Source organism: Bacillus sp. V33-4 (assembly GCF_002860225.1).
Taxonomy (GTDB): domain Bacteria; phylum Bacillota; class Bacilli; order Bacillales; family Cytobacillaceae; genus Bacillus_BJ; species Bacillus_BJ canaveralius.
In genome coordinates, this window is sequence record NZ_PGVC01000037.1 from 1 (window position 1) to 14,786 (window position 14,786).

At 44.3% G+C, this 14,786-nt stretch carries 9 protein-coding genes and 1 riboswitch; all 9 genes read right to left on the reverse strand.

The genetic code is table 11. The features are described from left to right. Positions 1 to 289: 289 nt before the first annotated feature. Positions 290 to 372, reverse strand: a riboswitch (cyclic di-GMP riboswitch). Between the two features lie 462 nt (positions 373 to 834). Further along, the gene (locus tag CVD23_RS14065; RefSeq protein ID WP_101666389.1) at positions 835 to 4,998 is read right to left on the reverse strand and encodes a 5'-nucleotidase C-terminal domain-containing protein; all 4,164 of its coding nucleotides are present in this window, start codon (positions 4,996 to 4,998) and stop codon (positions 835 to 837) included. A gap of 698 nt (positions 4,999 to 5,696) precedes the next feature. Next, positions 5,697 to 6,473 (reverse strand): DeoR/GlpR family DNA-binding transcription regulator, encoded by a 777-nt coding sequence (locus CVD23_RS14070; RefSeq protein WP_101579134.1) that lies wholly within the window; start codon positions 6,471 to 6,473, stop codon positions 5,697 to 5,699. A 236-nt stretch (positions 6,474 to 6,709) separates the two neighbouring features. Further along, entirely contained in the window at positions 6,710 to 7,564 is an 855-nt protein-coding gene (gene fba, locus CVD23_RS14075) for a class II fructose-1,6-bisphosphate aldolase (protein WP_101579135.1), read from the reverse strand. 48 nt (positions 7,565 to 7,612) lie between these two features. Continuing rightward, a complete protein-coding gene (iolI, locus tag CVD23_RS14080) occupies positions 7,613 to 8,452 on the reverse strand; it encodes a 2-keto-myo-inositol isomerase (protein WP_101579136.1) in 840 nt (279 codons plus the stop codon). Positions 8,453 to 8,470: 18 nt separating this feature from the next. Beyond that, on the reverse strand, positions 8,471 to 9,343 hold the full coding sequence (locus CVD23_RS14085; RefSeq protein WP_101666372.1) for a sugar phosphate isomerase/epimerase family protein: 873 nt from the start codon (positions 9,341 to 9,343) through the stop codon (positions 8,471 to 8,473). 43 nt (positions 9,344 to 9,386) lie between these two features. Continuing rightward, entirely contained in the window at positions 9,387 to 10,421 is a 1,035-nt protein-coding gene (locus CVD23_RS14090; RefSeq protein WP_101666373.1) for a Gfo/Idh/MocA family protein, read from the reverse strand. Between the two features lie 41 nt (positions 10,422 to 10,462). Next, positions 10,463 to 11,920: a sugar porter family MFS transporter gene (locus CVD23_RS14095; RefSeq protein WP_101666374.1), complete on the reverse strand. Its 1,458-nt coding sequence runs from the start codon at positions 11,918 to 11,920 to the stop codon at positions 10,463 to 10,465. Positions 11,921 to 11,942: 22 nt separating this feature from the next. Next, positions 11,943 to 12,836, reverse strand: coding sequence for a myo-inosose-2 dehydratase (gene iolE, locus CVD23_RS14100; protein ID WP_101579140.1), 894 nt, complete (start codon positions 12,834 to 12,836; stop codon positions 11,943 to 11,945). Positions 12,837 to 12,852: 16 nt separating this feature from the next. Beyond that, the gene (gene iolD, locus CVD23_RS14105; protein WP_101666375.1) at positions 12,853 to 14,763 is read right to left on the reverse strand and encodes a 3D-(3,5/4)-trihydroxycyclohexane-1,2-dione acylhydrolase (decyclizing); all 1,911 of its coding nucleotides are present in this window, start codon (positions 14,761 to 14,763) and stop codon (positions 12,853 to 12,855) included. Positions 14,764 to 14,786: the final 23 nt, after the last annotated feature.

A 14,786-nucleotide genomic window follows, 5' to 3' on the forward strand; every position in this document is an offset into this window, starting at 1 on the left:
AAATAGCAGAAAAGCCGGATGAAAACCCCGGCGGCTGTCCCGGTTGCGGAAGCCAGTCCTCCAGGAGCGGATTTAAAAACGCTTCCGGCGTGGCGGCCTCTGCCTTGTTGGCCAGGCCGGGCAGGATGGAACTCGTTATTAATAGAATAGTAAGAAAATAAATAAGAGATTTGTAGAATAGCCTTTTCTTCAAAACGCAAAAACAGCTCCTTTCACTAAAAGGCACCACCAGCTAAAAGCAGAAGGATACCGCACACAAAAAGAAGCTGAAAGAAGCATCTTTAATCCATTCGGCAACCCGGCTGTCATGGCATCTGCTTTAGACCCGTGGCTTTGCGTCTCCGACTTTCATCGGATTTGCCTTTATCGTTGGTTAATATTGTTGGATTATGTAACTTTTTACCTGGTCATAATCTTACAACATTCGACCTACACTTTCAATATATTCCATGTAATTTTTTGAAAGAAGTAGTCTTTCAGTACCAGAAACATAACCATTAAATATAGTAACAACCGCATTTTTAGTGCGAGTTATTTCAAATTGCCATGAACAAGTCCTCCATGATAACAAAAGACCGAGTCATATCATAGTTCAAGAACTTCCCGACAGATTTCAGGGCTAAGTCCCTCTTAAGAGTAGTTTGCTGCACCAGGCCCTCTCAATTTACCGTCCATTGATATATCATTTCAATATAAATATATTTTTATATGTTTTTACAACGGTAAGAACCCCTTTCATTGTGAAAGGGGTCCTGTCTTTTGCATATTTTGATGGTAGACAGATGAATAAAACTTCTAAACACGTTTCGATCATCAGAAAGCTAGCTTAGTATGCTAAAACCTGTTAAACAATAACCGAAGCAAATAGCGCACGAGTTCCCTTGGATTCGTAATCGCGGATCCATCGGCTTTGAAGAAGTACCATTTGCCGTTTATTTTCATCAGGCCTTTCTGCATGACTCCTTCATTATTAAAGTAATATTGTTTGCCAGCAATTTTTTGCAAACCGGTTTGCATGTGGCCATCAGCATTGAAGTAATACCTTTTTCCTTCGATGTCGGCCCAGCCTGTTTTCATTGCGCCGGTTGCCGGGTCAAGATAATAGCGTTTACTGTCACTGTCAAGCCAGCCAGTCCACATCGCACCACGTGTATTTGGATCGAGGAAGTACCGTTTCCCGTCCAGCTCAAGCCAGCCTATTTTCAAAGCACCGTCTGCATTCGGATCAAGGTAATACTTTTTGCCCTCAACCTCAACCCAGCCAGTCTGCTTAACGCCAGCTTCATTATAGAAATACCAGTTTTCACCCACTTGAACCCAGCCAGTTTGCTGCTGCGGTTCTTCACCAGCAATGATGCGTCCTTCTACTGCCGGCGAAACAGGGTTGTTCTTTTCAAAATAACTGGACAAAACTTCATAATCTACAACAAAAAGTTCTTTCATACGGCCTTCGTCTTTTGCTTTCTTGAAGACGGTGTAGCCGTCGCCGCCATCGGCAACAAATGCATTGGTTGCGACCGTGTAAGTCTTCGCCGGGTCAATTTCCTCAAAACCTTTTTCAGTTTTTACCTCAATCGACCAGACTCGGTCACCAGCCGGTTTGGCAGGATCGTATTTAAATTGCAGGCCGGAAACCTGCATGAACTTGCCTTGCGCGGTTTCGACCTGGCTTACACTGATCTCCAGAGCCTGCCTGATTTCGTCGCCAGTCAAATCAAGTGTAACAAGCTGGTTTTCAAACGGCATGACAGTCAGGATTTCGCCTAATGTCACTTCTCCTGCGTCAATCGAGGCACGGATCCCACCGCCGTTTTGGAAACCGATCTGGGTCGGAACTGACTCATTTGCTTTTTGTAACATTGCATCAGCAATCAGGTTGCCAAGATTCGTTTCTTTTGTGCGGACATCAGCGCGTTCGCCATTAAGTACCACATCAGAAGAACCAACGACAGTATTCTTAAGCTCATCAAGCGGAGCTCTTAATTCAGCAACACGGGCTGTTGCCTCTGCATCTGCCGTATAGTTTTTCAGATCAAGAAGCTGACCGTTGTGAGCGGTAATGACCCCGGCCTCATCGAATGACACATCGAGCAAGCCAAGATAATATAAATATTCGTTCGCTTGCACGATCAAAGTTGGTTCTGATTTTTGAACAACTTCAGGTGTCGTCAGTTTTGTATGGGAATGTCCGCCGACAATCACGTCAATTCCATCAACCGTTTCAGCAAGATCCTGATCAACATTGTAGCCGAGGTGAGAAAGGGCAATGATTTTATTTACACCTTCCCCTTCAAGCGATGTAATTGTCTCCTCTGCTTTTTCGATTGCATTTTCAAAAACTACGTGATCAGAAGGGTTAGCAAGGAAAGACGTTTCCTCTGTTGTTAATCCAAAGATTCCAACTTTTTCGCCTTCAATTTCTTTGACAATCGCCGGATATATTTCTCCGCCTTCACCAGGACCGCCGATTTGATCTTTAAACAACGGTCCTAATTCAGGATCGGCTGTTACATTTACATTAGAACTAACCATCGGGAACTTCGCTTCCCTGATAAAATTTGCAAGAGTTGCAGAATCCTTGTCAAATTCATGGTTTCCGAATGTCATCGCATCATAGCGGAGCTTATTCATAAATTCAAGGTCGGCCAGACCTTTATATTGTCTGAAATATAACGTCCCTGACATGACATCCCCGGCGTCAAGAAGCAGTGAATTCTCCTTTTGGCCACGCACTTCGTTTACAGCGGTAATAAGCTTGGGATATTGCTCAACATGTGCATGGCTGTCGTTTGTGTGCATAATCGACAGATCCAGCGGTTTTGGCCCGGCAGGAGCTTTTGAAAGATCAAGCTGCGCCAGCACAGGATCATGATCGCTGACCCGGCCATGGGCTTCTGTAAACGGTGAGTTGATATGGACAATATCCACTTCTGCCCGTTCAGCAAGATTATTGGATACAAGCAGGTGGTCAAGCACCTGGGAATTGCCTTGATAGTTATACGTAAATCTTTCCTGAGCCGGAACCTTCTCAATTAAATTCGTTAACTCGTTTCCTTTTAATGCTGCTAACGGATTTGAGAATTCGAAATCGTTTAAGTCGCCAAGTACGACCACATTGGCGCCATCATTTTTACTTTTTACATCTGCCACAAAGCGATTGACGGCTTTGGCAATGTCCATCCGTTGTGCTTCACTGCCGAGCTCAGGCGGTTGATTTTTCCCATAAATCGGCTCGTCCCCGCCTTTGGAGTTGAAATGGTTTGCAATAACGATGACTTCTTCACCTTTAAAAGTGAATTCAGCTGCTAAAGGTTTGCGGCTTGAAGCAAACGCCGGGTTAGTTGGATCAACTCTGCCGGGATTCAATGTTAATGAACCATTTTCATAGCCAACAGCCTGTGTTGCAGAGCCTTTCGTTCCCTCTGCCAATGAAACACGGGCAGGATTATAAATGTAGCCAACGCGGATGTTTCCGCCAGGAGCCCCGCCGTCTTTATTGTTTTCCGGGGCAATGTCAGTCCACTGGTATGATGGCCCGCCATTTTTCACGATCGAATCAATGAGAGCCTGGTAGTTTTGCGATGCGTCCGTTGTGCCATCATTTGTTTCACCGTTATTATCCTGAACCTCGACTAGTCCGACAATGTCAGGAGCGCCCAGGTTTTGGACAATCGATTTTGCGATCTTATCTGTTTTTTCCGCATTTGCAGACGTGTAGTTCTCCATGTTGTAGGTGGCAACCGTGAGCTTATCTTCATCTTTTGCAATTTGTGATACTTCACGCTCATATTCACTTTCAACAAGCGGCGGCAGAGCTGCTTTGTCTGTGAGGATTTTGTAATTCTGGAATGAGTAGCTTACTACCCCAGTGACCGTTCCATTGAATTTGTCACCTGTTTTGGAAACAAAATTTCTGTCCCCGAATAACAGGTGAAGTCTTTCCGGATTGGCGTTATCCTTTGCAAGCGGAATTCCACCCGGGGTCGTATATACTTTTCCCTCTACTTTTTCTGTAATGACAGGAACTTCGCCATATTTTTGCGGCGCGACAGCCGTTGGACTTTCTAACGCGACACGCATACCTTCCAGGCTTTCGTAAAAATCAATTCCATCCTGTTCAGGATCAAAAGTGCCAAATTGATCATTATCAACAACTTGTGTTGGCGGCTTGACATCTTTGCCAATCACAAGCGGTGCCGGAAGCTCTTGTCCCGATGCTATTTTTGTAACAGAACCATCCTGCGCATTGATTTCTGTCATTGCAAGGTCTGTTTGCAGCTTGTCACTGTAACCGTCCAGAACCCACTCTTTCACAAGTCCATTGACAGCTACAGAATCTCCTGCCTGTGCATTATGGCTCGGTTTATAAACAAGAATTCCCTCCGATGTTTTCGAGTTTTCATCTGGAGTTGGGTCCTGCATATAGAAATTACTTGCATTCACGACATGGGTGACGATGCCTTCTACTCCTTTTACATTCTGGTCCTTGTAAGGAGAATTGTGGCCCGCGCCTTGGATGTCGCTAATTTCGAGGCCTTCAACGCCGGAAAAAGGAGGCGGATCTACCGGGTCCCCAGGAGGCATTTCAAAGGATATAGCTGACGGACTTTGCAAGCCTGGAACACCAAAATATTTCATTAACGTGCCAGTAACAAATACTTGCTTCCCAAGGTTATCACGTTTTGATGCCAGACCAAATTCGCTTCTGTACGCTGACGTCAGCTGAACTGGAAGAATTTTTGTAACATCCCTCTCGTTCGGGCTGTCAGCGATTGCAAAATTTGTATCGCTAGTGAAGGGACCTTCGAATTGATATGATGGAGTATTGCTTTTTGTATAGCCAACGATATAGCCCTTCACGGTCGCGGTTCCAGAATTGTTGGCAATCGCCTGTTCAACCGTGATCGGCTCAGCCGCACTGGCAGTCGGTGCGAAAGGGAGGATATAACTTGCTAACAACATCATAATGGCAGTTAAGATAAACCACTGTTTCTTCATTATTTTCAAGGCCAATTCCTCCAATATAATAGTTTTTTACATCTTAATCGTTTATTACACCTAGAATCCTGGTCATCCTATAAGAACGAAATCGTAAAAGAAATTGACACTAGTTCAGTTTGGTTGAATTGCTGCCAGTGGGATAGCTAAGCCACTGTTTCTCCAAAAAACGACGCATTTTTCAAAAACTATCAATTTGTTATGAGTGAACCACCTCTTCATTTGAAAGAGTGACATCTTTCAAAAGTAAATTTTCCCGTAATCATTTTAAGATAAAAAAAGATGATAATCTACAGCTTTTCGTCCATTTACAAACTTTTCATAATCTTTTTACAATTTTTAAGAGAAAAGGCCTAAATGGTGATTATATAAGGAAGTATCTATCTACCTACAAAGCTAAAATAATAGTATCTTTTATCACATCATAGAAAAGAATTCCTTGATTGGGTTATTGATGATTATTTGATTGGAATGAAAAAAGCCTCAACTCTTTTGTTGCCGACAAAGAATCGAGGCTTATTGCTTTATTTAAAAGATTTTTTTGCTAAAGATGTGTAAGAGACGCCATGCATTAATACAAATGAGGTCTTCCATGGTCAACCTCAACATCAATATGAGTTAAACCGTCTCATGTTGGAAAACCTTCCTTCCAGTCAATGAACAACCGAAAGCATACAAGTGACATGTAAGTAATATCGTCAGGATGTTACCTTAACCTCAGACTCACGAAACACAAGCTGAATATTGTTTTCCTTAGCATATTCCTGATATTCCTCACTTGGAATTTTATCGGTAATAAGATAATCAATTTCATCCAACCCGCAATAAGTCATCAGCGCATATTTATCAAATTTATAATGATCCACTAATAAATATACTTCCGAGCTTCTGTCCACCACTGTTTTTTTCAACTCGCTTTCAAGCGGCGATGAGTTGGTCACGCCATTGGATATCGAAATGCCCGTTGAAGCCATGAACGCTTTGTTAATATTATAATTCTTGATTAAATCCATATTTTTAAAGCTGGCAAACGACTTTGTTTTACGTTCAAGCACCCCGCCGGTGGATATCACATTTAAATTCTCATAGGAAAGAGCAGTAATGATCACATCGAGATTATTCGTAATAATCGTCACATCTTTCGTTTTCAAACACTCAATCATTTCCAATGTGGTCGTCCCGGAATCTATATAAATGATATCCCCATCGTCAACATAGCCGGCGGCTAACTTACCGATCAATTCCTTTTCGTATTGGTTACGTGTTTGTCTATCATGAAATGATTCCAGTGTCGTATGGTTCACCGCGACACCGCCATAAACCTTCTTAATTTCTCCGAGATCAACGAGCTCTTGAATATCACGCCTGATTGTGTTTTTCGATACATGAAATACTTCAACCAGTTCATCCAAAGAGACTGTCTGATGTTCAAACACATATTCTTTAATCTGTCTAACACGTTTTGTTTTTAACATAACCATCCACCCTTGTATACTCTTATGTCCATTCTTGATTTGGTGATTTTTCTTATTTTCACAAAATATGAGTGTTGTATGGCCAATATGATTGTTAAGACAATTATACCCATTGTCGGCATAGTTTCGCCATAATACGACAGTGGTTTTTGTATTATGTGATTCACGCCGCTTGAATTTTTTGAAGCAGAAATGGGAATGTCTTATTTTTCATCGTTTTAAGACATCGCCCATTCTTATGCTTTAAAACTCGTTTTAAATTCTTTCATTTTCTCCTTAACGGTTGCTGTGATTGCGTTCCTGCCTGGAGTGATGATGGTTTGCGGCTCATAAACCTGGCTGTCGCTGTTCAGCAATTGGCGGACAGCCTGCGCCCATGCCTGGATGCATTCAGTATTCACATTGATTTTCGCGTGGCCAAGTTCGATCGCTTTCTGGATTTGATAGACGGGAATTCCGGAACCGCCATGCAGGACAAGCGGGATATTTGTCATTTCTGAGATTTGCTTCATCTCGGCAAAGCCCAGTTTCGGTTCACCTTGATATGGCCCATGAACAGAACCAAGCGCGGCTGCTAAAGCATCTATCCCCGTTTCTTGCACGATGCACAAGCATTCGTCAGGGTCTGCGTATTTGATTCCGCCAGTGAGCCCATCTTCCGTACCGCCAACTGAGCCTACTTCTGCTTCTACCGATACTTGTTTTGGACGTGCATATTCGACAACTTGTTTGGTCATCGCAATATTTTCTTCAATCGGGTAATCGGAGCCGTCAAACATCACTGAACTAAAACCCGCATCAATCGCTTGTTTGCATCTTTCCACACTCCTGCCATGATCTAAATGCAACGCCACCGGAACGGTTATCGACATTTCTTCTACAAGTCCTTTAATCATAGCCACAATGGTTTTAAAGCCGCCCAAATAATCGACTAGTCTGTCGGAAGCCGCCACAATGACAGGAGCACGTTCATCTTCCGCAGCCTGTAAAAAGGCTTGTGCCGACTCAAGGTTGTTAATGTTATATTGCCCGACTGCGTAGCTGCCTTCTTTCGCTTTTAAAAGCATTTCTTTCATGGATACCAACGTCATTTTAAGAGCACCTCCCCAGCAACAAAATAGCCAATCAATTTAATTGCATTATTCCAAATCAAAATACTTTGTGACCACACTGACGGTCGTATCTTTGGCTGTCTTAATTGCTTCATCAGCATCCAGCTGATAGTATTCCGGCCGGAATAATTCCACCGAGACTACTTCTGAGAAACCAATCTCTTTCAGCGTTGATAAAATGCCATGCAAGTCAATAGCACCCAATCCAGGCCAAACTCGATCTTCATCCGTAAGGAAACCGATTGGGAAATCTTCGGTATCATCGATATGTAAAATAAAGATTTTTGTCCCGTCTGCTTTTTTCAGATCTTCCAGGTTTGATCCCATCGCATGGAAGTGAAAACAATCGAGTACCAATCCAACATTGTCACGGTTAACGGTTTCAACAATATCGTAAGCCTGGCCGAATGTGTTTACTGTACATTGCGGATGGCCGACAAATTCGACGGCTATTTGCACCCCGTATGGCTCAGCAATATCCGACAGCTCTTTCAGTACTTCTACACAACTATTTTTAATGTCTTTCTTCAATATTTTCTCTTCCGTCACAAGCGGCACTGCCACCACATATTTAACGCCCAGTTTTTGTGCTGCTTCGACCATCTGCTTAAACTCATTGACAATTTCCTTGTAGCCGGCGTCATCACGATTATTGAAAAAAACTAATGCATTGAATGCCAGCGGTTTGATATGGTGGGTTTCAAAAAAGTACGCCAAATCATCAAGTGAATTCTCTTTCAAATACTCGGGCAATTTGTCCATCGTGCGAATTTCAATATAATCGTAGCCATGTTTGTCGCAATACTCCAAGTCTTTGGCGAGGTTGGAGTTTTCCAATGTCGTAGCTTCGTTAAAACATAGTTTCACCAAAAACCGTCTCCTTTTTTATCGATAAGATGCAATACCAAGACCTTCTTTGATTTTTTGCAGCATAAATTTACTTGATTCATCGGCTTTATCGATCCAAGCGAATACGGAGCTTGTTGCGATGCCGTCAAATTCCCTTTCTCTCAATTTCCTAAAGATCGTATCGAAATCAACTTCACCTTCGCCAATATTTAAATGCTGGTGAATGGTTGCTTCAGCACCAGGCGGGTTGACGATATAACGCAATCCTTGCGCCGCTTTATGGTTAAAAGTATCCGCGAACAATACATGGGTTAACCGCTCACCGGCGTAGTCAAACATCGGAGCGATATCGCCGACTCCATCATCATAAAAGAAAGTATGGGCTGTTGAATAAACAAGATTAATCCACGGCCTGTCAAGTGCACGGATCATATCAACAGCGCCTTGGTTTGTTTCAATAAAATCATACGGATGCGCTTGAAGGTTTAACTTGATCCCTTCTCTTTCAAAGACCGGGATTAATTCATCCATCGATTTAATAAATTTTTCTTCACAAATGACGGCTTCATATTTCGAGCCATTAAACTCACTGTTCATCAGATCGACTTCAAGCTCGACAGCCACTTCAATAGCGCGCTTCCAATTTCGCACAGCCGCTTGGCGGCGTTCTTCATCAGGGCCTGCCCAATAGTATAACGGCAGCAACGATGAGATTTGGACACCGGCGTCTTTCAGCCATCTCTTCAGGTTTTTAATTTGTTCTCTATCCACTTTAGGATATTTGTAGAATGGGCAAAAATCTTCACGGGGTGATAATTCGATATACTCATAACCCAGTTCCGCTACTTTATCGACCATTTCTTTTAACGACAATTTCATATACATTGTTGGATCCAATGCAATTTTCACAGTACATTCCTCCGTCTCTTGGTTTTTTTATAAAAATACTAAATCAGACTTTGCTAGTTACATTGTTTTGATAGAAATCAGGTTTTTTGCCAAGCGCGATCGTTTCGCGTTGTCCTGATTGCTGTGCTTTCACACATGCGTCTGCCGTGACAGCTGCGATATAACCATCCCATACTGTCGGGCCAGCAGGTTCCCCTGTAAGTTTGATCGAATCCATGAACGCCTGCAGTTCTTTATCGTAAGCGTCGATAAACCGCTGCTTCCAGTCCATTAAAATATTGGTACCGAGTTTGGCATTTTTGCGCGTAACGATGCTTGAGACTTCCGGCAATCTGGCAATCCCTTCTTCACCGATCACTTCACATTGAATGTCATATCCGTATTTGCAGTTGACGAACACTTCAGCATTGATCGTAATTCCACTGTTCGTTTCGAGCATAATAATTTGCGGATCCTGCAAATGCTCAGATGCATGCTTCGATTTCTTTGGGAACACCACTTGTACTGACTTATAATCATCATCAACCAGCCAGTGCAAGGCATCAATTTCGTGAATCAGCGTATCGGTTATCGCCATATCTGTCGTGTAGCTGTCCGGCACTTCAGGATTGCGATGGGCACACTGAATCATCAGCGGCTCACCAATAAAATTGCTGTCAATCGCTTCTTTTAGCTGCACATAACCGCTGTCATAACGCCGCATGAATCCCACCTGGACAAGACGCTTCCCTTGTCTCATTTCTGCCTCGACAATTCTCTTGCAACCTTCAGCTGTTGTAGCGAGCGGTTTTTCACAGAAAACATATTTGCCGGCTTCAATCGCTGCCAATACGCTTTGTTCGTGGGCCGGACCCCAGCTTGCGACGAGTACTGCCTCAACGTTTTCAGCAGCAATAAGTTCTTTATCATCCGGGTATATGACTGCATCGGGTACCAGTTCTTCAGCCACCTGATTAGCGACAGCTTGATTCACATCGGTGACGGCAACAATTTTTCCGCCGGACAATGTGTTCGTGATTCTTTTAATATGCTCCCTGCCAATCGCTCCGGTTCCTATCACACCAATTTTTATAGTCATAACGGGCCTCCTGATTTTGATTTTATTTGCTTTACAATTGATCACTTTAGTTGCACGTTTACCTGTGGAACATCAACCTGTTTAACGTCTACCTCATTTGCGTAATGTTGAGCACCCCGATCAGCGTAGGTACGGAAGTTATGTTCGAGCTGTTCAAGTGTAAGTCCCCTCGTTTCCGGCAAGTATTTCTTCACGAATGCAATTGCCGCTAACCCCAGCACCACAAAGACGAAGAATGTTGTCGACAGACCGACCTTGTCGAGTAAAACCGGAAACGTCAAGCCTATCAGGAAGTTTACGATCCAAAGGCAAAATACTGTGACGCCCATCCCGAGACCGCGCAGCCGCAGTGGGAAGATTTCTGAAAGCATCAGCCATGTTACTGGTGAAATGGCTCCCTGCTGGAAAGCTAGAAACGTTACTGTCAAGGCAAGCACAACATATGGAAGCGCGGCAGACCCTTCAAGCATGAGTGAAAATACCCCGATCAGCAGAAGTGCCGACGTCGTTCCGATCAGCCCAGTAATCAGCATTGGCCGGCGGCCGACCTTGCCTAGGAGCCAAATCCCTACAAACGTTGCTAAAACCGAGATGACACCATTGGCAATATTCCCGATAAGCGCGGCCTCTGTCTGGAAACCGGCATCTTTAAGGATTTCGGTGCCATAGTACATGATCGAGTTGACTCCCGTAATTTGCTGTACGATCGCAATTCCAATCCCGAGAAACACGATGCGGCGTACCCATGGCACAGCCAAGTCCTTAAAGGTTGCTTTCTGATTGCCCGACTCTTCGGCAAACGCTGCCTCAATTTCAGCGAGTTCTGATTTAGCCCGCTTTTCCGCACGTATTTTATGGAGGACATTTAGTGCATGCTGATTCTTCCCTTTTGAGACAAGCCAACGCGGGCTCTCCGGTACTTTGATCATGCCAAAGAACAGGAAAACCGCTGGCAGTGACGCAATGGCCAACATGTACCGCCAAACATCCGAGCTATCGCTCATTGTGTTGCCAATGATGGCGTTGAATGTGAAGGCCAATAATTGTCCGGAAACGATCATCAATTCGTTCTGGGTAACCATACGACCCCGGCTTTCCGCAGGTGACATTTCCGCCAAAAAGGCGGGAACCGTTACTGACGCTCCTCCTACAGCAAGCCCCAGCAAGAACCGAAAGATGACCATAACTGTAACATTCGGTGCAAGAGTACAACCAAGTGTGGCAATAAAGAACAACACGGCAAGGTAAAGGATGCTTTTGCGACGGCCGTTATAATCTGCGAGCCGACCGCCGAACACTGCACCAAATGCAGCCCCAAATAGAAGTGAACTTGTCACAAGACCTGATGTGAATGAGTTGAGCCCGAGCTGATCTGATTCAGACATATAAGGCAAGGCACCATTGATGACACCGGTATCGTATCCGAAAAGAAGCCCACCAAATGTCGAGACGAGGATAATCGTACGCAAAAACGACTTTTGGTTTACCTGTTTACTCATGTCAATTTCTCCCCCTTCCCCTTTAACAATTGAGCAGTAATTTTTGATCAATATATTTTCGGGTCAATAACGCATATTCCAATGGATTGGCTATAGATGGATCCTGCTCGGCTTCTATCACAATCCACCCCTTGTAATTGTGATCGAGCAGCGTCTGATACGGTTTTGTAAAATCAATGCAGCCATCGCCAGGCACTGTAAACATCCCGCATAAGAATGATTCACGGAACGACCTGCCTTTCTTCTTGCAATCATCGAGCACTTTTCTTCTCGCATCTTTAAAATGAACATGTTTAATGCGGTCAATATGCTTGTTTAATAGCGTCATATAGTCACCGTCGGAAACGTAGATGTGACCTGTGTCATAAAGCAAATGCACATAGTTTTCATCCGTGTTTTCCATCAGCCGGTCGATTTCAGCCAATGTTTGGACACCCGTTCCCATATGATGATGATAGACTAATTTCAAGTTGTATTTCTCGGCGATTTTCCCCAAATCGTTCAGTCCCGCACATAACTGATCCCACTCGGCATCCGTAAAGTATGGCTTTTCCGAAAAGACGTTTTTCTCGGTGCTCTGCACGCTGTACGTCTGTTCTGAGACAACTGCGACATTCGCATTCACTTCCTGCAGGTATTGACAATGTTTATGGAAGGCTTGGCTAGCCTCTTCGCCGCCATCGCGAATGATGAAGCTGCTGAACCACTGCCCTGCTACTCTCAACTTTCGAAGTTGCAGTTCTTTGTTCAATACTTTCGGTTCAGGAAAAAAGCCGCCAACTTCGGTCCCTTGAAACCCCGCCACGACAATATCGCTTAATAGTTGCTGCAATGTGTTCTCTGCACCGATTTCCGGCATATCATCATTGCGCCAGCCAATCGGGGCAATTCCCCATAAGATACCTTGTTCTCCCATCATCTTTCCCCTTCTCTCAGTATTGTTTGGCAGTCTGTAGTTTCTGCTGTTTCGCCTCAAATGCTTTTTGGACATTTTCTTGTTCAGATACTTCAGCAACACCGACATGCCACCAGGCGTCATAGCCATCTGTCATTGTCTTTGGAAGCACTTTCATTTCTATCAAAGTCGATACACTCTGTTTCTTTGCATCTTCCAGCGCCGCTTTCAGTTCATCAACCGTATTGGCACGATATGCTTTCGCTCCGTAACCTTCGGCGACTTTTGCATAATCAATGTTCATGATTCGATTGTCATGCGTCCTGAATTCACAAAAATAGCTGCCGCTGCCATGCTCCATTTGCAGATTACTGATACAGCCAAATCCCGAATTATCAAATAGAAGAATATTAATCTTGTGATTGTATTGAATCGCTGTGATGAATTCGGAGTGCAGCATGAGAAAACTGCCGTCGCCGACCATCGAGTACACTTCTTTGTCCGGGTGGGCCAGTTTTAATCCCAATGTTCCTGAAACTTCATAACCCATGCATGAATAGCCGTACTCAAGATGATAGGTGTTCGGGACAGTGGATTGCCAAAGACGCTGCAGGTCTCCAGGCAGTGATCCCGCCGAACCGATGATGACGCTGTCAGGAGCGATCGTGTCGTTAATCGTTATCAATGCTGCCGTTTGTGCAAATTCCGTGTTTAAAGCCTCAGCATATTCATTTAGAACTTCTTGCCGGAACTGGCCTTTTATTTCCGGGTTGAAGCTTTCGCGGCTAAATGTCACTTTACTCAGCCGGTCGCGTTCTGCGAGCCATTGTTCTTTCAATTCGGTGATCACATTGCCGAATTCACTTTTGTATCCCTCCAGCATTGGGGATAATTGCTCTAGAGTAGTCCTTGCATCTGCGACAACCTGGAAAGCATCCAATTTATATGCCTGCAAACGGCTGACATTGATGTTTAGGAATTTTGTTGACTCAAAGTTGAAGGCTGTTTTTGATGAGGTAGTAAAATCTGTATACCTGGTGCCAATGCCAATGATCAGGTCCGCCTGGCGTGCCGCTTTATTGGCTGCCAATGTTCCGGTGATCCCCATGCCGCCCAAATTATTTTTAAATGTCGACTCTACTGTTGATTTGCCGGCCTGCGTTTCGACGAGCGGAATATCATGCTTCTCTGAAAGCGCTATTAAAATATCGCGGGCTTCGGAATATTTCGCACCGCCGCCAACAATGATCAGCGGTTTTTTGCTTGCTTTGATCAATTCAGCTGCACCCATCAATTCACGTTCGGTCGGCAATTTGCGATCCAGATAATGGACCCGCCTTTCAAAGAACGCCTCTTCAAAATCAAATGCTTCCCCTTCAACATCCTGGGAAATACAGATCGTTGCCGGACCCGCTTTTCCCGGATCCGTCATCACTTCAAAAGCACGAATCAAACTTGTCATCAGCTGTTCAGGCCGGGTGATGCGGTCCCAATATCTCGAAACCGGTTTGAGTGCATCATTTGTCGTGACAGAAGCACTGTATTCCTGCTCGACCTGTTGCAACACCGGATCAGGCTGGCGCGAAGCAAAGGTATCCGCCGGGAGCAGGAGTACAGGAATATTGTTGGCAAGGGCTGTACCTGCTGCAGCTGCCAGGTTGGCCGCCCCCGGCCCGACTGAGGTTGTAACTGCATAAATTTTTTGCCGGAGCATTTGTTTGCTGTAAGCCATGGCCGCATGTGCCATGCCTTGTTCATTTTTCCCCTGGATTACTTTCAAATGGCCCGGATCCTGTTCAAGGGCCTGACCAATCCCGAGGACATTTCCATGTCCGAATACATTGAAAATTCCTTCGACAAACGGAAACTCCTTGCCGTCCACATGATGGTATTGCTGATTCAAAAATTTGATTAACGCTTGTGCCGTTGTTATCCTGATTGTTCCCATCGGTTTCTCACCTCTAATTTCAA